General features: G+C 62.6%; 25 protein-coding genes. 11 read left to right on the plus strand and 14 right to left on the minus strand.

All coding sequences use genetic code 11. The annotated features are described in order from the left end of the window. Positions 1–5 precede the first annotated feature (5 nt). The 4 genes from O1Y97_RS18390 to O1Y97_RS18405 are packed head-to-tail and all read right to left on the minus strand — an operon-like array spanning position 6 to position 3,470. Positions 6–749 (minus strand): ABC transporter ATP-binding protein, encoded by a 744-nt coding sequence (locus O1Y97_RS18390; protein ID WP_318761947.1) that lies wholly within the window; start codon positions 747–749, stop codon positions 6–8. Then, positions 746–1,576 (minus strand): ABC transporter ATP-binding protein, encoded by an 831-nt coding sequence (locus O1Y97_RS18395; protein ID WP_183261780.1) that lies wholly within the window; start codon positions 1,574–1,576, stop codon positions 746–748. The genes O1Y97_RS18390 and O1Y97_RS18395 overlap by 4 nt, the downstream gene beginning before the upstream one ends. After that, the gene (locus O1Y97_RS18400; protein ID WP_183261782.1) at positions 1,573–2,478 is read right to left on the minus strand and encodes an ABC transporter permease; all 906 of its coding nucleotides are present in this window, start codon (positions 2,476–2,478) and stop codon (positions 1,573–1,575) included. The genes O1Y97_RS18395 and O1Y97_RS18400 overlap by 4 nt, the downstream gene beginning before the upstream one ends. Then, positions 2,478–3,470, minus strand: coding sequence for an ABC transporter permease (locus tag O1Y97_RS18405; RefSeq protein ID WP_183262387.1), 993 nt, complete (start codon positions 3,468–3,470; stop codon positions 2,478–2,480). The genes O1Y97_RS18400 and O1Y97_RS18405 overlap by 1 nt, the downstream gene beginning before the upstream one ends. Positions 3,471–3,699: 229 nt before the next feature. Here O1Y97_RS18405 and O1Y97_RS18410 point away from each other — a divergent pair, with 229 nt between their 5' ends. From O1Y97_RS18410 to O1Y97_RS18425, 4 genes are all read left to right on the plus strand, one after another. After that, complete coding sequence (locus O1Y97_RS18410) at positions 3,700–4,353, plus strand: helix-turn-helix domain-containing protein (protein ID WP_404801198.1); 654 nt, start codon at positions 3,700–3,702, stop codon at positions 4,351–4,353. Further along, on the plus strand, positions 4,353–5,945 hold the full coding sequence (locus tag O1Y97_RS18415) for an ABC transporter substrate-binding protein (protein WP_108608450.1): 1,593 nt from the start codon (positions 4,353–4,355) through the stop codon (positions 5,943–5,945). The genes O1Y97_RS18410 and O1Y97_RS18415 overlap by 1 nt, the downstream gene beginning before the upstream one ends. A gap of 75 nt (positions 5,946–6,020) precedes the next feature. After that, positions 6,021–7,115: a M24 family metallopeptidase gene (locus O1Y97_RS18420; RefSeq protein WP_318761948.1), complete on the plus strand. Its 1,095-nt coding sequence runs from the start codon at positions 6,021–6,023 to the stop codon at positions 7,113–7,115. A gap of 166 nt (positions 7,116–7,281) precedes the next feature. Further along, complete coding sequence (locus tag O1Y97_RS18425; protein WP_318761949.1) at positions 7,282–7,701, plus strand: DUF6636 domain-containing protein; 420 nt, start codon at positions 7,282–7,284, stop codon at positions 7,699–7,701. Between the two features lie 73 nt (positions 7,702–7,774). Here O1Y97_RS18425 and O1Y97_RS18430 read toward each other — a convergent pair whose 3' ends face one another. The 4 genes from O1Y97_RS18430 to O1Y97_RS18445 all read right to left on the minus strand — a co-directional run bounded on the left by O1Y97_RS18430 (position 7,775) and on the right by O1Y97_RS18445 (position 13,122). Continuing rightward, positions 7,775–8,047, minus strand: a complete 273-nt coding sequence (locus O1Y97_RS18430) for an HU family DNA-binding protein (RefSeq protein ID WP_055971339.1) — start codon at positions 8,045–8,047, stop codon at positions 7,775–7,777. Between the two features lie 183 nt (positions 8,048–8,230). Further along, positions 8,231–10,645 carry an endopeptidase La gene (gene lon, locus O1Y97_RS18435; RefSeq protein WP_108608453.1) on the minus strand — a complete coding sequence of 805 codons (2,415 nt, stop codon included), beginning with the start codon at positions 10,643–10,645 and terminating at the stop codon, positions 8,231–8,233. A gap of 271 nt (positions 10,646–10,916) precedes the next feature. Then, the gene (clpX, locus tag O1Y97_RS18440) at positions 10,917–12,188 is read right to left on the minus strand and encodes an ATP-dependent Clp protease ATP-binding subunit ClpX (RefSeq protein WP_108608454.1); all 1,272 of its coding nucleotides are present in this window, start codon (positions 12,186–12,188) and stop codon (positions 10,917–10,919) included. A gap of 301 nt (positions 12,189–12,489) precedes the next feature. Next, a complete protein-coding gene (locus O1Y97_RS18445; protein ID WP_183261788.1) occupies positions 12,490–13,122 on the minus strand; it encodes an ATP-dependent Clp protease proteolytic subunit in 633 nt (210 codons plus the stop codon). Positions 13,123–13,406: 284 nt separating this feature from the next. On the opposite strand from O1Y97_RS18445, the gene O1Y97_RS18450 reads away from it, so the two are divergent. Next, complete coding sequence (locus O1Y97_RS18450) at positions 13,407–14,009, plus strand: class I SAM-dependent methyltransferase (RefSeq protein WP_318764243.1); 603 nt, start codon at positions 13,407–13,409, stop codon at positions 14,007–14,009. Between the two features lie 24 nt (positions 14,010–14,033). Further along, positions 14,034–14,690 carry a CatB-related O-acetyltransferase gene (locus O1Y97_RS18455; RefSeq protein WP_318761950.1) on the plus strand — a complete coding sequence of 219 codons (657 nt, stop codon included), beginning with the start codon at positions 14,034–14,036 and terminating at the stop codon, positions 14,688–14,690. A 4-nt stretch (positions 14,691–14,694) separates the two neighbouring features. Here the strand turns inward: O1Y97_RS18455 and O1Y97_RS18460 are convergent, their stop codons facing one another. The 5 genes from O1Y97_RS18460 to O1Y97_RS18480 form a co-directional block, all read right to left on the minus strand. Continuing rightward, positions 14,695–15,039, minus strand: a complete 345-nt coding sequence (locus O1Y97_RS18460; RefSeq protein WP_210307749.1) for a cupin domain-containing protein — start codon at positions 15,037–15,039, stop codon at positions 14,695–14,697. 60 nt (positions 15,040–15,099) lie between these two features. After that, positions 15,100–16,383: an O-acetylhomoserine aminocarboxypropyltransferase gene (locus tag O1Y97_RS18465; protein ID WP_183261797.1), complete on the minus strand. Its 1,284-nt coding sequence runs from the start codon at positions 16,381–16,383 to the stop codon at positions 15,100–15,102. A 144-nt stretch (positions 16,384–16,527) separates the two neighbouring features. Next, positions 16,528–17,049 carry a CoA-binding protein gene (locus O1Y97_RS18470; protein ID WP_318761951.1) on the minus strand — a complete coding sequence of 174 codons (522 nt, stop codon included), beginning with the start codon at positions 17,047–17,049 and terminating at the stop codon, positions 16,528–16,530. 73 nt (positions 17,050–17,122) lie between these two features. Further along, positions 17,123–17,545 carry a VOC family protein gene (locus O1Y97_RS18475; RefSeq protein ID WP_318761952.1) on the minus strand — a complete coding sequence of 141 codons (423 nt, stop codon included), beginning with the start codon at positions 17,543–17,545 and terminating at the stop codon, positions 17,123–17,125. 2 nt (positions 17,546–17,547) lie between these two features. Then, positions 17,548–18,369: an enoyl-CoA hydratase gene (locus tag O1Y97_RS18480; RefSeq protein ID WP_108608461.1), complete on the minus strand. Its 822-nt coding sequence runs from the start codon at positions 18,367–18,369 to the stop codon at positions 17,548–17,550. A 173-nt stretch (positions 18,370–18,542) separates the two neighbouring features. Here O1Y97_RS18480 and O1Y97_RS18485 point away from each other — a divergent pair, with 173 nt between their 5' ends. The 4 genes from O1Y97_RS18485 to O1Y97_RS18500 all read left to right on the plus strand — a co-directional run bounded on the left by O1Y97_RS18485 (position 18,543) and on the right by O1Y97_RS18500 (position 20,571). Next, a complete protein-coding gene (locus O1Y97_RS18485; RefSeq protein WP_318761953.1) occupies positions 18,543–19,007 on the plus strand; it encodes a PaaI family thioesterase in 465 nt (154 codons plus the stop codon). A 214-nt stretch (positions 19,008–19,221) separates the two neighbouring features. Beyond that, positions 19,222–19,686: a 50S ribosomal protein L13 gene (gene rplM, locus O1Y97_RS18490; protein ID WP_108608463.1), complete on the plus strand. Its 465-nt coding sequence runs from the start codon at positions 19,222–19,224 to the stop codon at positions 19,684–19,686. Positions 19,687–19,688: 2 nt separating this feature from the next. Beyond that, a complete protein-coding gene (rpsI, locus tag O1Y97_RS18495) occupies positions 19,689–20,165 on the plus strand; it encodes a 30S ribosomal protein S9 (RefSeq protein ID WP_108608464.1) in 477 nt (158 codons plus the stop codon). A 124-nt stretch (positions 20,166–20,289) separates the two neighbouring features. Further along, positions 20,290–20,571 carry a hypothetical protein gene (locus O1Y97_RS18500; RefSeq protein WP_108608465.1) on the plus strand — a complete coding sequence of 94 codons (282 nt, stop codon included), beginning with the start codon at positions 20,290–20,292 and terminating at the stop codon, positions 20,569–20,571. A gap of 32 nt (positions 20,572–20,603) precedes the next feature. Here O1Y97_RS18500 and O1Y97_RS18505 read toward each other — a convergent pair whose 3' ends face one another. Continuing rightward, positions 20,604–21,674, minus strand: coding sequence for a glycerophosphodiester phosphodiesterase family protein (locus tag O1Y97_RS18505; protein WP_318761954.1), 1,071 nt, complete (start codon positions 21,672–21,674; stop codon positions 20,604–20,606). Between the two features lie 207 nt (positions 21,675–21,881). Between O1Y97_RS18505 and speB the strand changes: the two genes are divergently transcribed. Beyond that, the gene (gene speB, locus O1Y97_RS18510; RefSeq protein ID WP_183261803.1) at positions 21,882–22,838 is read left to right on the plus strand and encodes an agmatinase; all 957 of its coding nucleotides are present in this window, start codon (positions 21,882–21,884) and stop codon (positions 22,836–22,838) included. The last annotated feature ends 63 nt before the right edge of the window (positions 22,839–22,901 follow it).

Consider the following 22,901-nt stretch of genomic DNA (forward strand, 5'->3'; position numbering starts at 1 on the left):
CTATTTCAAGTCTTGGGATGAGACGCGCTGAACCTGGTCAGTTCACGCGAATATGCGTCCTGCAGTTCGCCAAGCTTGAGCTGGTCGACGCTGGCGACCTCGACGACCCGGCCGTGGCGCATGACGGCCAAGCGATCGCACAGGAACGAAACGACGGGAAGATTGTGGGTGACCATCAGGTAGGTCAGCCCCTGCTCACGGCGCAAGCGCTTGAGCAGGTTGAGGATTTCTGCCTGCACCGACACGTCGAGCGCCGAAGTCGGCTCGTCGAGCAACAGCAGCTTGGGCTTGAGGATCAGGGCGCGTGCAATAGCAACGCGCTGGCGCTGGCCGCCCGAAAGCTGGTGCGGGAAGCGGAAGCGGAAACGCCGGTCGAGGCCGACCGACTGCATCACCTCGTCGACTCGCGCACCGCTGTCACTGACACCGTGGATGGCTAGGGGCTCGCTCAGCGTCGCATCGACAGTCTTGCGCGGGTGCAGCGAGCCGTATGGATCCTGGAACACCATCTGGCACTGCCTGACGAAACCGCGGTCGATGCCCGGCGTGCGGGCGTGGCCGAAGGCGGTGATGGAGCCGGTCCAACTCCTGGCCATGCCGGCAATGGCCTTGAGCACGGTGGTCTTGCCAGACCCGCTTTCGCCGACGAGCGCGAAGCTCTCGCCCTCGGCAACGTCGAAACCGATGCCGTGAGTGACCTTCGAATCGCCGTAGGAGATGTCGAGGTTTTCGATCTTCAGCGCGCTCATGTCGAAGCCTCGTCGCGTTGCAGGACAGGCAGCTCTTCGCGATCCTCGTCGAGACGCGGGATCGAGGCGAGCAGGCCGCGCGTGTAGGGATGCTTGGCATTGCGGAGTTCGCCCGCGACACATTCCTCCACCACCTCGCCGCCGCGCATCACCAGGATGCGGTCGCAATAGGCCGAGACCAGGTCGAGGTCGTGGCTGATCAGGATCAGGCCCATGCCCTTGCGCTTGACCAGGTCGTCGATGATCTCGAGCACCTGCGCCTGGACAGAGACGTCGAGGGCCGATGTCGGCTCGTCGGCAATGAGCAGGTCCGGCTCGGGGATGAGCATCATGGCGATCATGACGCGCTGGCCCATGCCGCCCGACACTTCGTGCGGGTAGAGGCCGAGCACGCGCTCGGGGTCGTTGATGCGCACGGCTTCCAGCATGGCGAGCGTGCGGCCCCTGATATCGGCACGGCCGAGCTTCTGGTGGGTCAGCAGCGCCTCGGCGATCTGGTCGCCGATGGTCATGACAGGGTTCAGCGAGAATTTCGGGTCCTGCATGACCATGGAAATGCGAGCGCCGCGGATAGAGCGCATCTGCCGTTCCGATTGGGCGAGCAGGTCAATGCCGTCGAAGCGCAGCTTGTCGGCGGTGACCTTGCCGGGCGCACGGATCAGCCGCAGGATCGAGCGGCCGGTCATGGACTTGCCGGAGCCGCTTTCGCCGACGATGCCGAGGCGTTCGCGGCCGAGCGTGAGCGACAGGCCCTTGACCACGTCGATCGGACCCCGCGCGGTCGGGAAGGTGACCCGCAGGTTCTCGATTTCAAGCAAGGCGCTCATTGGCGGTCTCCATGCTTGGGGTCGAGCACATCGCGCAGGCCGTCTCCGAGGAAGCAGAAGCCGAGGCTGACGATGACAATGGCAAAGCCGGGCATGGTCGCCACCCACCACTGGTCGAGGATGAAGGAACGGCCGCGCGAGATCATCGCACCCCATTCGGGCAACGGCGGCTGCGCGCCGAGGCCAATGAAGCCGAGGCCGGCGGCGGTCAGGATGATGCCTGCCATATCGAGCGTGACGCGAATGATCATCGACGAGGTGCACAGCGGCAGGATGTGGTTGACGATGACGCGCAAGGACGAGGCACCCTGCAGCTCGACCGCGGCGACGAATTCCGAGTTGCGAATGGTCAACGTCTCGGCACGGGCGATGCGGGCATAGCCGGGCCAGGTGGCGATCGCGATGGCGATGATGGCGTTCTGGATGCCAGGCCCGAGGGCCGCGACGAAGGCCAGCGCCAGGATCAGTTTCGGCATCGACAGGAAGATATCGGTGATGCCCATCAGGATGCGGTCGGTCCAGCCGCCGAAATAGCCGGCGACGGCGCCGATGACGAGGCCGACGGGCGCGGCAAGAACGGCCACCAGCGCCACGATCATCAGGGTGATGCGCGCGCCATAAACGACACGGCTCCAGATGTCCCGGCCGAGCTCATCAGTGCCCATCCAGTTTTCGGCGCTCGGCGGTTTGAGCCGGTTGGCAAGATCCTGGCCGATGGGCGAATGCGTGGCGATCCACGGCGCGAACAGCGCGACCAGGATCAGCGTCAGCACGATGATCGCGCCGACCATCGCCAACGGGTTGCGCGCCAGCGCGCGGCTCAGCCGGTAGCTGCGGCCGAGACGCGCCTGCAGGCGCGAGGACGGCGAATCGTCGAGAAGCCAGTCACGTGTCGTCGCCATCAGCGTGCCCTCGGGTCGAGGACGCGGTAGAGCACGTCCGAAATCTTGTTGATGCCGATGAAGACCGCGCCGATGACCAGCGTCGAGCCGAGCACGGCGTTCATGTCGGCGTTGAGCAGCGCCGTGGTCAGGTAATTGCCGATGCCGGGCCAGGAAAAGACGGTCTCGATCATCACCGACCCTTCGAGCAGACCGGCATAGGACAGGCCGATGACGGTGATCAGCGGCACAAGGATCGGACGGAAGGCATGGCGCCACAGCACCAGCCGCTCCGACACGCCCTTGACGCGGGCGGTGGTGACATATTCCTGCGCCAGCTGGTCGAGCATGAAGGAACGCGTCATGCGGGCGATGTATGCCAGGCTGAAGAAGCCGAGCACGGCTGCCGGCAATGCGATGTGCGAGAGCGCATTGAAGAAGATATCGGTCTCACCGGCAATCAGGCTGTCGATGAGGATCAGGCCCGTCACCGGGTCGACCATGCCGTCATAGAAGATGTCGAGCCGGCCGGGGCCACCAACCCATTGCAACTTGGCATAGAACAGCGCGAGACCGACAAGGCCGAGCCAGAAGGCCGGCACCGAATAGCCGAGCAAGCCGACGACTCGGATGACCTGATCGACGAGGCTGCCCTGGCGGCTGGCGGCATAGACACCCATCGGCACGCCCAAAAGCACGCCGATGATGATGCCGAGCGTGGCCATCTCGAGGGTCGCCGGGAAGACGCGGGCCAGGTCCTCGGCCACGGGCTTGCCAGTCGACACCGAAATACCGAGGTCGCCCGTCAGGACATTGCCGACATAGTGGAAGAACTGCACGATCAGCGGCTTGTCGAGGCCCATCTCGATGCGCGCGGCCTCATAGACGGCGCGCGGGGCCCTATCGCCGACGACGGCGAGCACCGGATCGATCGGCACGACGCGGCCGATGAAGAAGGTGATGGCCAGGAGGCCGAGGAAGGTGAATGCGACGGCGACGAGGACGCCAAGCACGCCCTTCAGCGTTTTCCAGGCGTGCCGCGCATTGCGCGACGAGCCGCCGGGCCCTGTTGGAAGCGCCTGAGCGGCGGAGTCGATTTCTGATGCCACGCGGTGTCTGTTCCTACCACATTGGCCGCGCTGCGAATGCGGCACGGATGTTGTCTGTCGAGCAAAATTCCACTTGGACTATACAAATAATTTTGCTTAGATCAAAAAAATTTTGATGGGAGCAAAATTCAGCGTGTCCTCCGAGGCCAGCAAGAACGCGACGGCGAGCCAGCCAAAGGTGGGTGCGCTGATCCGTGCACGCCGTCGCCAGCTGTCGCTGACATTGCAGGAATTGTGCGATGCGGCGGGCATTTCCGTCGGTTATCTCAGCCAGGTCGAACGCGACCATGCTACCCCGTCGCTAGGCACCCTCGCCCAGCTCGCCCGCAGCCTCGACGTGGCTGTGGATTATTTCATCGCCACCCCGTCGATGGAGGACGGGCTGACCCGCGCCGACCAGCGCAACCGCTTCTCGGTCGACGGATCGTCGATCGTCTACGAGCGTATCGCCGCCGACTTTACCGGCAATGTGTTGTCCTCCTTCATCCTCAATGTTCCGCCAGGCTATCGCTCCGAGACGGTCAGCCACGAGGGCGAGGAAATCCTGTTCATCCTCGAAGGCTCGATCACTCAGCGCCTCGAGGACGACGAGATGGTGCTTACGGCCGGCGACAGCCTGCATTTCCGCGGCAATCGTCCGCATTCATGGTCCAACGACACCGACAAATTCGCGCGCATGCTCTGGACCGGCACCTTGCCGATGTTCAGGTCGCGCACGGAGCATCCGGCCCTGCGCGGTTCACGGGCCGAGACAAAGAAACCGGGAACCAAAAAGGAGAGAAAATGATGAAACTGTTCAAAGCCGCGCTGCTTGCGGCGGCGCTGGCCATGCCGATGACGCCGGCGATCAGCCTGGCCGCTACGCCGGCCGACATTCTCGTGGTGGCGCAGAACATCGACGACATCGTCAGCATCGACCCGGCAGAGGCCTACGAGTTCTCGTCGGGCGAATATGTCGCCCAGACCTATGACCGTCTCGTCCAGTACGACGCCGCCGACACCAAGACGCTGGCCGCCGGCCTCGCCAAGGAATGGGCAGCCGACGACGCCTCCAAGACCATCACGTTCACGCTGCGCGACGGCGTCAAGTTCACCTCCGGCAATCCCCTGCGCGCCGAAGACGTGGTCTACTCGTGGAAGCGCGTCATCGTGCTCAACAAGGCGCCCGCCTTCATCCTGACCCAGCTCGGCTGGACGCCGGAAAACTTCGATTCCATGGTCAAGGCCGACGGCAACAAGGTCGTGGTCAAGTATGAGGGCGATTTCGCATCGGCCTTCGTGCTCAACGTTCTCGCAGCCCGCCCCGCTTCGGTGGTCGACGCGGTCACGCTGCAGGCCAACGAGACCAATGGCGACATGGGCAATGGCTGGCTGAAGTCCAATTCGGCAGGATCTGGCCCGTTCGTGCTAAAGACCTTCCGTCCGGGCGAACTGATCAACTTGACGGCCAATGCCGAGTATTTCAACGGCGCACCCGCGATCAAGGGCGTCATCATCCGCCACGTCGCCGAAGCGGCGACCCAGCAGCTGCTGCTGGAATCGGGTGACGTAGACATGGCCAAGAACCTGACGTCGGACCAGATCGCGACAATCGCCGGCAAGGATACGCTGATCACCGAGACCTATCCGCAGGCGGCCGTGCACTTCCTGTCGTTCAACCAGAAGGACGAGGCCCTGCAGCCGGAAGCCGTGTGGGATGCCGCGCGCTACCTGGTCAACTACAAGGGCATGACCGATACCTTCCTGAAGGGCCAGATGCAGACCCACCAGGCCTTCTGGCCGTCGGGCTTCCCCGGCTCGCTCGATGAGACGCCCTACACCTACGATCCGGCCAAGGCCAAGCAGATCCTGGCCGATGCCGGCATCAAGACGCCGATCACCGTCACGCTCGACGTCATCAACTCGACCCCGTTCACCGACATGGCGCAGTCGCTGCAGGCAAGCTTCGCGGAAGCCGGCATCAACTTCGAGATCATCCCGGGCACCGGCTCGCAGGTGATCACCAAGTACCGCGCCCGCACCCACGAGGCGATGCTGCTGTACTGGGGCCCTGACTTCATGGATCCACACTCCAACGCCAAGGCGTTCGCCTACAACGAGGACAACTCGGACGACCACTACCAGTCGACCACCACGTGGCGGAACGGCTGGGCTGTGCCGGAAGAGCTGAACAAGGCGACCAAGGCAGCACTCGCCGAGCCTGACCAGGCCAAGCGCAGCGCGATGTATGTCGACCTGCAGAAGAAAGTGCAGGAGAAGTCGCCGATCGTCATCATGTTCCAGGCGGCGACCCAAGTGGCGCGTGCGAAGAACGTCGAAGGCTACGTCAACGGCGCAACCTCCGACTTCGTCTACTACCGCCTCGTCAAGAAGAACTGACCTGACGGCCTGAATTCCGGGACCGCCCGTTGCGGGCGGTCCCATCCCTCCCCCAAATCCCAAAGGCAAGAGACTATGTACGAAGAGCGGATGGCGCGGTTGCGCGAACGCATGGCTGAAACCGGGACCGACCTTGTGATCGTCGGCCCCTCCTCGCACCTTGTCTGGCTCACGGGCATGTCGCCGCATGGCGACGAACGCCCCGTGCTGCTGATCGTCTCCAGGGACCATGCCGGCTTCCTGATGCCGGCGCTCAATGTCGACAGCCAGCGCCCGTTCACCAAGCTGCCCTTCAATCCCTGGACCGATGCGGACGGTCCCGGTGCCGCGCTCGCCAAGCTTCTCAAGGATTGCGGCGCCAACCGCGACAGCCTCAAGATCGCACTCGACGAGACCATGCGCGCCGATTTCGCACTGCTGGTCATCGACGCCCTGCCCGGTGCTGCCCGCGGCTTCCTCACCGATACGGTAAGCTTCCTGCGCGGCCAGAAAGACGAGGCGGAGTACGCGCTGCTGAAGATGAATGCCGTCCTCAACGACGGTGCCATGAAGGCCGGCTTCGCAGCGCTGAGAGAAGGCGTGACCGAGCTCGAAGTCGCCCGGGCGATCCGCGACTTCTACGCGGCAAACGGCGCCACGGGAGAATTCGTCAGCGTCTGCTTCGGCGAGAACGGCGCTTTCCCGCATCATCATACCGGCGATCGCAAGCTCAGGGCGAACGAGGCCGTGCTGATCGACATCGGCGGCCGCAAGGACGGATATCCCTCCGACATGACCCGCATCGGCGTGTTCGGCGACAAGCCCGAAGGTTTTGACGAAGTGCATGGCGTGCTCGAACGCGCAGTCCAGGCAGCGATCGCCGTCGCCAAGCCAGGCGTCGCCGCCAAGGAAGTCGACAAGGCCGCACGCGACGTCATCACGGCTGCCGGCTATGGCGATTTCTTCCTGCACCGGACCGGGCACGGCCTTGGCATCGACATTCACGAGCCGCCCTACATCACCGGCACGTCGGAAACGATCCTTCGCGAAGGCAACGTCTTCTCGATCGAACCCGGCATCTACCTGCAGGGCCGGTTCGGCCTTCGCCTCGAGGAGATCGTCATCCTGCGCGGCAACCGTGCCGAGGTCCTGTCCGATCTGCCGCGCGAGGTGTTCGTGGTCAAGACCTGAGCCTAACCTGCCTTGGAGCATGACGAAAGGGCCGCTGCAGCGGCCCTTTTTGTTGAGCTGCCCTGCTCGCTTCACCAGCTTCAGGTACGGGCCGGCATACTATTCAGCCGCCGGGCGCGGGTGATATCGTCCCAACCAGCAGCCTGAATTGGCGTTGGAGGGGACTGTGCGTTCTTTGCTCTTGGCTGTGGCCGCCTTGATCTCCGTCGATACCAGTGCGGCGGAACAGTCTTTCCCGACCGATGGCGGAGTGATCTATTTCAACATGCCCTCAGGCAATGTCGGCTGCCAGTACACGCCGGCAGGCGGCTCAGACGTCTACATGCCCGAGGATGGCGGCCCCGAACTCGGCTGCGACCGCATTGAGCCGACCTATCAGCGTTTCATCCTCGGCAAGGCCGGCAAGGCCAAGCGCTACCAGAATGTCGGCGACACCGGCTGCTGCGACGGCTCGCACACGCTCGAATACGGCAACAGCTGGAAGAAGGGGCCATTCAGCTGCGAGGCGACCAAGGCCGGGCTGAGCTGCACCCGCAAGGACGGCCACGGCTTCTTCATCAGCCGGTCGAAGACCGAGATCTACTGATCGTCCGCACTCGCAGGCAAAAGAAAAGCCGGGCGAGCCCGGCTTTTCAGTCATTGCGTCGGCAAGAAAGCGATCAGTTGACCGCGTCCTTGAGGCCTTTGCCAGCCGAGAACTTCGGCACCGTACGGGCCGGGATCTTCACTTCCGCGCCGGTCTGCGGGTTGCGGCCGGTGGACTCCGCACGTTTTGACACGGTGAAATTTCCGAAACCGACAAGCCGGACATCGCCGCCACCCTTCAGTTCGCCGGTGATGACGGAGAACACTGCATCAACGGCGGACTGCGCATCGCCCTTGGACAGCTTGGCAGCCTCAGCGACGGCGGACACTAGTTCGTTCTTGTTCATTCAAATTCCCTTCCATGAGAAAACCGGGACATAGACTCAGCCGGTAGGACACGGACTTTAGAAAGAAGCTTTGGCACAACCAAGTCGAAAAGGCTCACAAAGCCCGGAATTCCGCGCTTTTTCACATGAAAAAGCCGGGCGCGAGCCCGGCTTTTTTGTTTTCTGTGCAACTTTAGATGCAGCTTAATGAGCAAAGCCCTTGCCGGCATCGTCGCCCGCATCCGTCTTGGCCGCGGGAACGTCGACTGGCTCGGTCCATTCGATCGGCTCCGGCTGGCGCACGAGGGCATGCTTGATCACCTCGCCCATGCGGCTGACCGGGATGATCTCCATGCCGCTCTTCACGTTTTCCGGAATGTCCGCCAAATCCTTGGCGTTCTCTTCCGGGATCAGCACCTTCTTGATGCCGCCGCGAAGCGCTGCAAGCAGCTTCTCCTTGAGGCCGCCGATCGGCAGCACGCGACCACGCAGCGTGATCTCGCCAGTCATCGCCACATCCGCCTTGACCGGGATACCGGTCATTATCGACACGATAGCCGTCGCCATGCCAACGCCGGCCGAGGGGCCGTCCTTGGGCGTCGCACCTTCCGGCACGTGCACATGGATGTCGCGCTTGTCGAACAGCGGCGGCTCGATGCCGAAATCGATGGCCCGGCTGCGAACATAAGATGCCGCCGCCGAAATCGACTCCTTCATGACGTCGCGCAGATTGCCGGTAACGGTCATGCGCCCCTTGCCGGGCATCATCACGCCTTCGATCGTCAGCAGTTCGCCGCCGACCTCGGTCCAGGCCAGACCGGTGACGACGCCAACCTGATCGTCGGCCTCGACCTGTCCGAAGCGGTAGCGTGGCACGCCGAGATACTCGTCCAAGTTGGCGGCGGTGACCTTCACCGACTTCTTCTTGGTCTTGATGATCTCGGTAACCGCCTTGCGCCCGAGCTTCATCAGCTCGCGCTCGAGGCTGCGGACACCGGCTTCCCGCGTATAGGTCTGGATGATGCCGCGGATAGCATCCTCGGAAACCGAGAATTCCTTGGGCTGGAGCGCATGATCGCGAACCACCTTGGACATCAGGTGCCGCTTGGCGATCTCGACCTTCTCGTCCTCGGTGTAGCCGGCGATACGGATGATCTCCATGCGGTCCATCAGGGGCGCAGGAATGTTCAGCGTATTCGCCGTCGTCACGAACATCACGCTCGAAAGGTCGTATTCGACCTCCAGATAATGGTCCATGAACGTTGCGTTCTGTTCCGGATCGAGGACCTCAAGCAGCGCCGACGAAGGATCGCCGCGGAAGTCCTGGCCCATCTTGTCGATCTCGTCGAGCAGGAAGAGCGGGTTCGACTTCTTGGCCTTCTTCATCGACTGGATGACCTTGCCGGGCATCGAGCCGATATAGGTGCGGCGGTGACCGCGGATCTCGGCCTCGTCACGCACGCCGCCAAGCGCCATGCGCACGAATTCGCGGCCGGTCGCCTTGGCGATCGACTTGCCGAGCGAGGTCTTGCCGACGCCGGGAGGGCCGACGAGGCACAGGATCGGCCCCTTCAGCTTCTTCTGGCGGCTCTGCACCGCGAGATACTCGACGATGCGGTCCTTGACCTTGTCGAGGCCGTAGTGGTCGGTGTCGAGCACCTCCTGGGAAAAGTTGAGGTCCTGCTTGACCTTGGAGTTCTTGCCCCACGGGATCGACAGGATCCAGTCGAGGTAGTTCCGCACGACGGTGGCTTCGGCCGACATCGGCGACATCGAACGCAGCTTCTTCAGCTCGGCCTCCGCCTTTTCGCGGGCCTCCTTGGTCAGCTTCGTCTTCTTGATGCGGGCCTCGATCTCGGCGGCCTCGTCGCGGCCGTCCTCGCCTTCGCCGAGTTCCTTCTGGATCGCCTTCATCTGCTCGTTGAGGTAGTACTCGCGCTGGGTCTTCTCCATCTGCCGCTTGACGCGGCTGCGGATGCGCTTCTCAACCTGCAGGACGGAGATCTCGGCTTCCATGAAGCCCATCGCCTTCTCGAGCCGCTCCTTGACGGACAGCGTGCCGAGCATCTCCTGCTTCTCGGTGATCTTGATTGCGAGATGCGAGGCCACCGTATCGGCGAGCTTGGAATAGTCCTCGATCTGGCTGGCAGCACCAACCACTTCGGGCGAAATCTTCTTGTTCAGCTTGACGTAGTTCTCGAAGTCGGAAACCACCGAGCGGGACAGTGCCTCGACCTCGACCTCTTCCTCTTCGGGCTCGCTCAGGATGAGAGCGTGGGCCTCGTGGAAATCGGGCTTGTCGGTGAAGGACTGGATCTTGGCGCGCGTCGTGCCTTCGACCAGCACCTTGACGGTGCCGTCCGGCAGCTTCAGCAGCTGCAGCACATTGGCGAGCGTGCCGATGTCGTAGATGGCATCAGGCTCGGGATCGTCGTCGGCGGCATTCATCTGGGTCGCAAGCAGGATCTGCTTTTCCTGACCCATCACCTCTTCCAGGGCCTTGATCGACTTTTCACGCCCCACGAAAAGCGGGACGATCATGTGCGGGAACACGACAATGTCGCGCAACGGCAGGACTGCGAAGGTTCCTTCGCTGGAAGAGCGGGAGATTTTGGCCATTGTCCAACCTTTCATATCGCGGCCGCGCAGGGCCAACCGCGAATCTCATATTAACGACCATGGACGGTTCCGCCTACCGCCGATTACCGCGCGGCATTACAGCACGAAAGCCAACCCATCGCCTCTTCTCCGTTAGTTGGAGTTTCGCCGGGTAAACATCAAGGCCAAACACGCTGCAGTGTAGGGGGCCGGGATCGGCGGAGTTCCAAATGCCGAACGGCGCCGCTGGGGCGCCGTTCGCTGGAGCGGTTGATAGGGAAACGGCCAGGCCTCAGGCGCTGACGTTGCCCTTCTTTTCCTTCTGCTCGGAATAGATGTAGAGCGGCCGGGCGCTGCCGGTCACCACCTCATCCGAAATCACCACTTCCTGGACGCCTTCGAGGGCCGGAAGTTCGAACATCGTGTCGAGCAGGATCGCTTCCATGATCGAACGCAGTCCGCGTGCGCCGGTCTTGCGCTCGATGGCGCGCTTGGCGATCGCCGACAGCGCGTTCTCGTGGAAGGTCAGGTCGACGTTTTCCATCTCGAACAGGCGCTGGTACTGCTTGACCAACGCGTTCTTCGGCTCGGTCAGGATCTGGATCAGCGCCGGCTCGTCGAGATCCTCAAGCGTCGCCAGAACCGGCAGACGGCCGACGAACTCGGGGATCAGGCCGAACTTCAGCAGATCCTCAGGCTCGACCTGGCGGAACAGGTCGCCGGTACGGCGATCTTCGGGCGAGGCAACCGTGGCGCTGAAGCCGATCGAGGTCTTGCGGCCACGATCCGAAATGATCCTGTCGAGGCCGGCAAAAGCGCCGCCGCAGATGAACAGGATGTTGGCGGTGTCGACCTGCAGGAACTCCTGCTGCGGGTGCTTGCGGCCACCTTGCGGCGGCACGGAAGCGACAGTGCCTTCCATGATCTTGAGCAGTGCCTGCTGCACGCCTTCGCCCGAGACGTCGCGGGTGATCGACGGGTTGTCGGACTTGCGCGAGATCTTGTCGATTTCGTCGATGTAGACGATGCCGCGCTGGGCACGCTCAACGTTGTAGTCGGCCGACTGCAGCAGCTTGAGGATGATGTTCTCGACGTCCTCGCCGACATAACCGGCCTCGGTCAGCGTCGTCGCATCGGCCATGGTGAACGGCACGTCGATGATGCGGGCCAGCGTCTGGGCGAGCAGGGTCTTGCCGCAGCCGGTCGGGCCAATCAGCAGGATGTTCGACTTCGCCAACTCGACGTCGTTGTTCTTGCCGGCATGCGCCAGGCGCTTGTAGTGGTTGTGGACGGCCACCGACAGCACGCGCTTGGCGTAGGGCTGACCGATGACGTAGTCGTCCAGAACCTTGAGGATTTCCTGCGGTGTCGGCACGCCCTCGCGCGACTTCACCATCGAGGTCTTGTTCTCCTCGCGGATGATGTCCATGCACAGTTCGACGCACTCGTCGCAGATGAAGACGGTCGGGCCGGCGATGAGTTTGCGTACCTCATGCTGGCTCTTGCCGCAGAACGAGCAATAGAGCGTGTTCTTGGAGTCGCCGCCGTTGCTGACCTTGCTCATCTTGTCCAAGTCCTTTCACTGCCGCCCGGCCGTTGGTCTGGCTGATGAGCGCATATGCAATCTAACGCCGGACACCGCCACCGCCAGTCCCTGGCCGCCGCAACGAGCTCCGTACAACTCACATTCCAGAAGTCGCTGCAACGAGTCGCGGCACCCTTGAACAACGCTAAGCCGTCGAAGCTCAACGCAGCCTTAACGTAGGCCGCCGCTTTCGCCGAGGGAACAGCAAAATGTGTCCGAAATGCCGCAGGGCATCTCAAAAATGCGAGATGTGACCTCGTAGGCAGGTCGCAGCGTCCAATCACGAAGCGGTGGCACCCTCAACGGCTTCACGGCTGTCGATGACCTTGTCGATCAGACCGAAGTCGCGTGCCTCGTCCGCAGTCATGAAATGGTCGCGGTCGAGCGTCTTTTCAATGGTCTCGTAGTCCTTGCCGGTGTGCTTGACATAGACCTCGTTGAGACGGCGCTTAAGCTTGATGATGTCCTGGGCGTGGCGCTCGATATCCGAGGCCTGGCCCTGGAAGCCACCCGAGGGCTGGTGCACCATGATGCGCGCGTTCGGCGTGGCAAAACGCATGTCCTTGTGACCGGCGCAGAGCAGCAGCGAACCCATCGACGCGGCCTGGCCGATGCACAGCGTCGAAACCGCGGGCCTGATGAACTGCATGGTGTCGTAGATCGCCATGCCCGAAGTCACCACACCGCCTGGCGAGTTGATGTAGAGACTGATCTCTTTCTTCGGGTTCTCGGCTTCGAGGAACAGCAACTGGGCGCAGACGAGCGTCGCCATGCCGTCTTCGACCGGGCCGGTGATGAAGATGATGCGCTCCTTGAGGAGCCGCGAGAAGATATCGTAGGCGCGCTCGCCTCGGTTGGTCTGCTCGACCACCATCGGAACGAGGTTCATGTATGTTTCGACGGGGTTCTTCATCGACTATCCCTTTATCGAGATGGGATTCCAGCGCCGGACGGGCAGAATCGGTTCAGAGGCTTTGCCCTGTAAATAGGATGCCGTGTCATCATTGCGCAAGGCCGCTGAACACGCATGATTTCAGCTATCGCTAACTTTCGCTGCGACGGCTGGCTCAATGCTCGGCACTGGAACTTGCCGCAGCCACGGCGATATTGAAGCCATCGACCGATTTATGGCACTCGGTGCCCCTGCCCTGCGCCGGCGACATCAAGGCGCTGCACGCGTCTTGGAGAGCAAAGCCCGTGACGGAAGCCAAGGACCACGAGACGATCAAGTTCTACGCGAACGAGGCGGAAGCTTATACGACGCGGGGCCAACCGGCGAGCGTGCATCACCTCAGCACCTTCATGGCGCGCCTGCTGAGGGGTAGCCGTGTGCTCGAACTCGGCTGCGGCGCTGGTCAGGACAGCGAAGCGATGCTGGCGGGCGGTTTCGACGTTGTACCGACCGACGCCACCCCCGAGATCGCCGCTGCTGCCGCGAAACGCCTGGGACGCCCGGTCAAGCTGCTGCTTTTCGAGGACATCGACGAGAACGAAAGCTACGACGGTGTTTGGGCCAATGCCTGCCTGCTGCATGTGCCGCGCGCGCAACTGCCATCGATTGTTGGTCAAGTGCATGCAGCGCTCAAGCCGGGCGGCGTATTCTATGCCAGCTTCAAGGCCGGCGAAGCCGAAGGACGGGATCGCTTCGGCAGGTACTACAACTACCCGTCTGCCGAATGGCTGGAACAGGCCTATGGCGCCGGCAGCTGGAGCGCCCTGGAAATCGGCCAAGAAACCGGAGGCGGCTATGACGGCCTGCCGACGGACTGGCTTCATGTCACGGCCACGAAGGCCGGCTAATTCGAACCAAATGGAATGCACGCGATGAATGATCCCACCCAAACCAACAAACACTGGTCCAAGGTCGAGTACCTGCACGAGACCGTAAAGAATCCGAACATCCGCGTTCGCGGCACGCATAGCTATTACAGCAATGCCTGGACGGGATCGTTCGAAGAAAGCGTGGTGCGCTACCTCTATGGCGACGACTACAGCCTCAAGGCGTGGGAGCCTGCTTGGCCGATCGACCAGCTCGATATCGGCGACTATGTCTGCATCGGCGCAGAGGCGGTGATCCTGCTCGGCGGCAACCATACGCACCGGACGGACTGGTTCAGCCTCTATCCCTTCGCCGAATTCATTGTCGACGCCTATGCCGGAAAGGGTGACACCACCATCGGCGACGGCGCGTGGATCGGCATGCGTGCCATGATCATGCCCGGCATCACCATTGGCGAAGGCGCGATCGTCGCGTCAGGCGCCATCGTCACCAAGGACGTGGCGCCCTACACGATCGTCGCGGGCAATCCGGCTGTGCCTATCAAGACCCGTTTTCCGCAGGCCGTTGTCGACAGGCTGCTGGCACTGAAGGTCTACGCATGGCCGGCGGAGAAATTCGAGGCGTTGAAACCGCTGCTTTGCGCGAGCGAGATCGACGCACTCGCAACTGCTTCGTCAAAGTTTGACGAAGGGCGGCCCTGACCGCTCAGACCCGGATCACATATTCCTTCCGAGTCGTTTCAAGCACTTCCCAGCTTCCCCTAAAGCCGGGCCTGAGCACGAAACTGTCGCCGGCGCGTACGGTGCGGGCCTCGCCGCCCTCCTCCGCGATCACCGAGACACCCGAAAGGATGTGGCAGAACTCCCATTCGTCATATTCGATACGCCATTTTCCGGGGGTCGATTCCCAGATGCCGGCGTAAAGGCCGCCTTCGGCCTCCTCGGCGTTCCAGGTGCGGAATTTCGGGTCGCCAGCGATCAGCCGGCCCTCCGCCGGAGCACCGGCTTCCGGCTCGATGCCATCGGTCCCGATTTTCAGAAATCTCGGCAAGTCCACCCCCGAATGCAAAATGGCCCCGGCCTGGGGCCGGGGCCATTTTTGCACGGTCGATCAGGCCTTGGCCAGCGCCTGTTCGAGGTCGGCGATGATGTCGCTGACATCCTCGATGCCGACCGACAGGCGGACGACGTCAGGGCCGGCGCCCGCTGCCACCTTCTGCTCATCGGAGAGCTGGCGGTGGGTGGTGGACGCCGGGTGGATGACCAGCGACTTGGTGTCGCCGATGTTGGCAAGGTGCGAGAACAGCTCGAGGCCCTCGACGAACTTGACGCCGGCCTCGTAGCCGCCCTTGAGGCCGAAAGTGAAGACGGCACCCGCGCCCTGCGGCGAGTACTTCTTCATCAGCGCGTGGTTCTTGTCGCTCTTGAGGCCGGGATAGGCCACCCACTCGACCTTGGGGTGGTCGGAGAGCCAGCCGGCGACCGTCAGCGCGTTGTCGCAATGGCGCTGCATGCGCAGCGGCAGGGTCTCGAGGCCGGTGAGGATCAGGAACGCGTTGAACGGCGAGATCGCCGGGCCGAGGTCTCGCAGGCCCAGCACGCGCGCGGCGATGGCGAAGGCGAAATTGCCGAAGGTCTCGTGCAGCACGACGCCGCCATATTCGGGGCGCGGCTCCGACAGCATCGGATACTTGCCCGACTTCGACCAGTCGAAGGTGCCACCGTCGACGATGACGCCGCCAATCGAATTGCCGTGGCCGCCGATGAACTTGGTCAGCGAATGCACGACGATGTCGGCGCCATGCTCGATCGGGCGGATCAGGTACGGGCTTGCCAGCGTGTTGTCGACGATCAGCGGCAGGCCGTGCTTGCGGGCAATATCCGCCACCTTCTCGATGTCGACGAAGGTGCCGCCGGGATTGGCAAGGCTCTCGATGAAGATCGCCTTGGTCTTGGCGTCGATCTGCTTCTCGAAACCGGACAGATCGTTGGTGTCGGCCCAACGGACTTCCCAGCCGAAATTCTTGAAGGCATGGCCGAACTGGTTGATCGAGCCGCCGTAGAGCTTGTTGGCGGCGACGAAATTGTCGCCCGGGCGCATCAGGTTGTGGAACACCAGCATCTGCGCCGCATGGCCCGAGGCGGTGGCGAGTGCGGCCGTGCCGCCCTCAAGGGCCGCGATACGTTCTTCGAGCACGGCCTGGGTCGGGTTCATGATGCGGGTGTAGATGTTGCCGAAAGCCTTCAGCCCGAACAGCGAAGCGGCGTGGTCGGCATCATCGAAGACATAGGAGGTGGTCTGGTAGATCGGCGTGGCGCGCGCGCCAGTGGCCGGATCGGGTTTCGCGCCGGCGTGGACGGCAAGCGTGTTGAAGCCCGGGGTACGCTGGGACATGGTTCTCTCCAAAGAATAGGTCCGTCAAATCGGCTGACATCTTTGGCGGAGCCGGCCCCGGAATGCAAAGACGAAAATTTCCGGCTGACCGGCTGTCGCGGACGAAATTTCCAATCGGCGCTGCAAAGCAACGGCTTCGGCCATCTACTTTGCGCGGATGCCGAAACTCTGGAAGCCTTGCCGCATCACCGGCCGCTTGGACGAAATCACGCCGGAATTGACGCCGGTCCAGCCGATCTCGCCTGCCAGCCTGGCGTATTCGATCTTGGGGCAGCGGTTCATGACGACCTTGATGCCGGCAGCTTCGGCGCGCGCGGCGGCTTCGTCGTGGCGCACGGTCAATTGCATCCAGACAACCTTGGGCAGCGGATCGAGCTTGAGCACTTCGTCGACGATGGCAGGCACGGCGCTCGACGCCCGGAAGACGTCGACCATATCGACCGCAACGGGGATGTCGGCAAGGCTGGCATAGGTCATCCGACCGAGGATTTCCTTGCCGGCATGGCCCGGGTTGACCGGGAAGACCTCGTAGCCCTTGGCGATGAGATATTTGGTGACGAAAAAGCTCGGTCGTACGTCGTTGGCCGAAGCACCGACGACGGCGATGGTCCTGACCGAATTCAGGATGCCGGCGAAATAGGCATCATCGTAGGCGTCGTGGTTCATGGCCGTCCTCGTTCGACGGTTCCGGATACCGCCTTTCGGCAGTCGCCGCAAACCCGGTCGGCGATGTGGAGCCTCACGGCAGCGAGATGCTGCCATCCTCGGCGATGGGGAAATCGGGATTGTGGGCGACTTCCCAGAGGTGGCCTTCGGTGTCGGCAAAATAGCCGTACCAGCCGCCCCAGAAGGCACGTTGTGCCTGTTTGACGATGTGGCCGCCGGACCGTTCGGCAGCCGCGAGAATTTCATCCACTTCGGCTTCGGTGCGCGTGTTGTAGGCCAGCGAGACGCCGGAAAAGCCGCCCTTGCCGCCGGCAATGCCCGCATCGGACGAAAGGTGCTCGCGCCCCCAAAGGCCCAGCACCAGGCCACCCATCTGGAAGAAGGCGACGCCTTCGGTGATCGATTGATTGCGCTTGAGCCCCATCGCCTCATAGAAGCGCACGGCACGGTCGAGATCGTCGACCCCCAGGGTCACGAGAGAAATCCGCGGTTCCACGCCTATTCTCCCTTCCACTCCGGCTGGCGCTTGTCGAGGAACGCACCGATGCCCTCCTCGGCGTCGCTTGCCAGCATGTTCTCGACCATCACCCGTGCGGCATGATCATAGGCTTCGACCAGCCCCATCTCGGCCTGGGCGTAGAACGCCTCCTTGCCGATCTTCAGTGTCGAAGACGATTTCGAAACAATGGTTTGGGCGTACTTGCCGACAATATGATTCAGGTATTCGCGGGGCACGACGCGGTTGACCAGGCCGAAGTCGCGCGCGGTCGTGGCGTCGATCGTCTCGCCGGTCAGCAGCATCTCCATCGCCTGCTTACGCGAGACGTTGCGCGACAGCGCCACCATCGGGGTGGAGCAGAACAGGCCGATATTGATGCCCGGCGTGCAGAAGGCAGCCTGATCGGTGGCGATAGCGAGGTCGCAGCTGGCGACCAGTTGCAGGCCGGCCGCGGTCGCCAGGCCATCGACTTCGGCGATGACAGGCTTGGGGTGGCGCACGATCGACTGCATCAGTGCCGAACAGCGCGACATGGTGAGCTCGAAGAAGGCACGGCCGCGGTCGGCATCGCTCCTGTGCGCCGTCATCTCCTTGAGGTCGTGACCAGCGCAGAAGACCTTGCCCTGCGCTGCAAGCAGAATGACGCGCACGGCCTTGTCGTCCCTCGCGCCGTCCAGTTGCGCCTGCAACGCGGCCATCGTCTCGATCGACAGGGCGTTGGCCGGCGGATTGGCGAGCACAATGCGCAGCACGCCTTTCTCGAGACTGGACCAAACCGGACCTTCCGGTGTGCTGCGCTTGATGGCGACGATTTCTGCCATAGTGTCCCCTGACTGATTCAATGCGGCGAAAGGAGAATCGCCAGCATCAAATTTGAGCCATATACGCTTGCACTCAAGTTTTAGTTCCCAACTATGTCTCGGTTTGGAACGCAAAGGTTCGCAAGTGGCGGATGATGCGGGGCAAGGCTCCGGAAACCCAATGGGGAGAGTTAATGCCCGAGCAGCACGGATTGGCGCCGATCATGACGGCAAGCGAGGTCAACGGCCTGTTGAGACAGGTCTACCCGCAGCTGAACGAACACCACGATTTCTACCAGGTCACGGAGGTCTCCCCAGGCGGTTGCACCGTGCGGCTCAACGCCGATGAGCGCCACCTCCGACCCGGTGGAACAGTGTCGGGGCCGTCGCTGTTCACGCTCGCCGACATCGGTGGCTATGTCTGCGTGCTCAGCCATGCCGGGCCGGACGCGCTGTCGGTAACGACCAATCTCAACATCAATTTCATGCGCAAGGCTGAAGCCGGCCCGATCGACGGCCACTGCCGCATCCTGAAGCTGGGCAAGAGCCTGATGGTGTTCGATATCGACATCGTCGCCGGCCCGGAACAGCACACCGTGGCGCACGCAACCGGCACCTATTCGATCCCGCCGAAGCGGCAAAATGGTGAGGTAAAATAATACCTCTACCTTATCTTATTGTTTTTGCTTCATTTTACAGGACAACACCCGGTCCGAATCGCTTGACGGGCTAGCCGCCCTCGCCTATAAGCCCAACCAAAGCAGCGGCCCGCATCGGGTCGCCGTTTTGTTATTGGCGTCGGGCAGCGTCTCTCGCCAATGAAAGCAACAAGAAACGCCTTCTCCGGAAGGTCCCAAACGAAAGCATGTAACCATGGCAACCTTTTCGCAGAAGCCTGCGGACGTGGTGAAGAAGTGGGTGCTGATCGACGCCGAGGGTCTCGTCGTCGGCCGTCTCGCCACTATCGTCGCCAACATCCTCCGCGGCAAAAACAAGCCCACCTTCACGCCCCACGTCGACGACGGTGACAATGTCATCATCATCAACGCCGACAAGGTCGTGTTCACCGGCAAGAAGTTCACCGACAAGGTGTATTACTGGCACACCGGCCACCCCGGCGGCATCAAGGAGCGCACCGCGCGCCAGCTGCTCGAAGGCCGTTTCCCCGAGCGCGTTCTCGAGAAGGCAGTTGAGCGCATGATCCCGCGTGGTCCGCTCGGCCGTCGCCAGATGAAGAACCTTCGCGTCTATGCAGGCGCCGATCATCCGCATGTCGCTCAGCAGCCCGTGACGCTCGACGTCGGCGCGCTGAACGCCAAGAACAAGAAGGCGTCGTAATCATGGCTGATCTCAGCTCGCTCGCAGAACTCGGCACCGTCGCTGTCGCCGCACAGCCGGCAGCTCCGGTCCACGTCCAGAAGCTCGACAAGAGCGGCCGCGCCTATGCCACCGGCAAGCGCAAGGACGCCATCGCCCGCGTCTGGGTGAAGCCCGGCTCCGGCAAGATCGTCGTCAACGGCAAGGAATTCGCGGCCTACTTCGCCCGCCCCGTGCTGCAGATGATCCTGAACCAGCCGATCGTCGCGGCAAACCGCGTCGGTCAGTACGACATCATCGCCACCGTCGTCGGTGGCGGTCTGTCGGGCCAGGCCGGTGCCGTTCGTCACGGCATCTCCAAGGCGCTGACCTACTACGAGCCGACGCTGCGCGGCGTGCTCAAGAAGGGCGGCTTCCTGACCCGCGACAGCCGTATCGTCGAGCGTAAGAAGTACGGTAAGGCCAAGGCCCGTCGTAGCTTCCAGTTCTCGAAGCGCTAAGCGTCTCGAACCTGCAGTTTCGGAAAGGCCGCCTTCGGGCGGCCTTTTCTTTTTGCATGCCGTTGGGCCATGGCTGACGTATGATCCCTGCGTAGATGCCGACAGTCCGACTGGAGAGATCTCAATGGTCCGCATGCTCGCATTGGCAGTCGCAGTGACCTTCGCCGCCCCCGCCACAACGGTGGACGCCGCCACCAACAAGTTCCTGAAATGGTCGTCGCAGTTCGACACCTGCTGGATGCGGGCCAATGAAAAGGCGCTGGAGAAGGGTGCCGATGCAAGGAAGGCCGCCAAGAAGGCCGACAACCACTGCAAGAAGCTGGGCCGAAAGATGCTAAAGGAGGGCGGCTCGAAATATTCGCTCAAGGACCGGCGCAAGGCTCTCCGGAAGTCCAGCGAGTACTAGCTGGCAGTGCCCGTCGTCACCCATCGCTCCTATCAGTTGGTCGGCGCAGATACTTGCTCCTCGCCCATTGCAGCTGCCACCGATTCATCAGTATCGACATAAGGCACGCGATAGCCGTTGGCCGACAGCCACTCGATCGCGGCACTTGGTTCGTCGGTCTGGATCATGGTGGCGCCGCGTTCGGCCCAGAAGCCGAATACCTCGTTGGGAAAACCTGCTGCCACAGCCAGTTCGTCACCGCGCCCGCCGGAGAGAAAACCGCCGGGCTTGTTGACGATGGCATGGGTGTCAACCCAGATGTGCCAGTTGTCGCGGATGGCCGCGGCCTTCACCTTGGCCGAAAACAGCGGCCCGCCTGACGCAGTCATCTCTTCGGCTTCGCCGCGCCAGGTGATCATTTCCACCGCCCGCGCCGAGAATGCCCTCCCCGCCGCCGCGATGAAGCCGGCGTCGCGCACCGCGTCGTCGGCGATGATCGGCATGAACTGGAACCCGCTGCCGACCTGACTCATGGTTTGCTTGACCGAAGTCACGCGTTCGGCGCTCCAGAGGTTTGCCTTGACCACGACCTGTTCTTCCATGCCCATGGCGCGCGCCAGCGCCACCATGTCGGCGAGGTCGGCAGTTTCCAGTTTGTTGTCGAGATTGACCAGGATCTTGCCCTCGGTGGCCTCGAGCATTTCCCGCAGTGTCGGCACCGACTCGGCGGTGACGGTGCCGGTGCCTTCGACGACGAGCCGGCAGTGCCTGAGTTCGTCCATCGTGCGGGCAATGACCTCGCCCTTGCAATTGGTGGTCCGGTCGAGCCAGCTGTCATGCATGACGATCAACTCGCCGTCCTTCGAACGGCGTATATCGATCTCGACCATTTCGGCGCCCGAGGAGATGACGCCGCGGATCGAAGCCATGGAGTTTTCGGGATAGCGCGTCTTGCCGGCCTCCAGCCCGCCGCCGCGATGGGCCACAACCATGACGTGGTCGCGCCAACGATTGGCATTTTCGTAGCGATCGAGGATCTGCTCGACGCGGGAACCGGCATGGCCCGCGGTGACAATGCCGAGTGTAAGAAGCAGCGAGGCTGCGCCTGCCAGGACTGTCCGCATCGGAATCGCTCCAAGGCTAGAGGATGCGTGCAACGAACTACCCGGCTGCGATGACAGGGGCGTGTAAGGCAGATGACATTCAAATGACCCGAGAAAGCGCCGGCTACGGCCCTGTCATACGCAGTGCGCTACGGGGCTGGCATCTTGCGCCCTGCTTCTGTAGTTCTTGCGCCTCGCATCCCGAAAGACCGACTGAGGAGACTGCCCATGCCCGCTTCATCGATCGATCACGCCTTTACCGCGCGGACGAACACCGGCCGTTCGAGTGATCCGACCTATGCAGGGGCACTGTCTTTCATGCGCCGCAAATATTCGAAGAACGTCGCCGGCGCCGACGCTGTCGTCTGGGGTATTCCGTTCGATGCCGCCGTCACCAACCGGCCCGGCGCACGCTTCGGCCCGCAGGCGATTCGCCGCGCGTCGGCGATCTTCGACTGCGACCCGCAATATCCGTTCAACCGCGACCTGTTCGAGGATCTCTCGGTCGTCGACTATGGCGACTGCCTGCTCGACAGCGGCAATCACCAGAAGACGCCTGGGACTATCGAGCGCGAGGCGGCCAAGATCCTCAAGTCCGGCGCCTTCCTGCTGACGCTCGGCGGCGACCATTACGTCACCTGGCCGGTGCTGAAGGCGCATGCCGCGATCCACGGTCCGATGGCGCTGGTGCAGTTCGACGCCCACCAGGACACCTGGCCAGACGACGGCAAGCGCATCGACCACGGCTCGTTCGTCGGGCGCGCGGTGCGTGACGGCATCATCGACCCCGACCGCTCGATCCAGATCGGCATACGGACGCACGCGCCGGAGGATTTTGGCATCAAGATCCTCTACGGCCACGAAGTGGAGGAAATGCGCGCCGCCGACATCGCCTATGCGATTGCCGAGCGTACCGGCGGCAAGAAGACCTATGTCACCTTCGACATCGACTGCCTTGACCCGGCATATGCACCCGGAACGGGCACGCCTGTCGCAGGTGGCCCTTCATCGGCCAAGATCCTTTCGGTGCTGCGCCAGATGACCCAGATCGATATTGTCGGCGCCGATATCGTGGAGGTTGCACCGGCCTACGACCATGCCGATATTACGGCCATCGCCGGATCGACGGTCGCGATGCACTATCTCGGCCTGCTGGCTGAACGGAAGGCACGAGACAACGGCTGAGGCGATGATTCAACGGCTTGCCGGCTTGAGTCCGATTTTGGCCACAACCCTCTGACACTGCTT

Origin of the sequence: Aminobacter niigataensis (genome assembly GCF_946995915.1) — a bacterium.
Taxonomy (GTDB): Bacteria; Pseudomonadota; Alphaproteobacteria; order Rhizobiales; family Rhizobiaceae; genus Aminobacter; species Aminobacter niigataensis.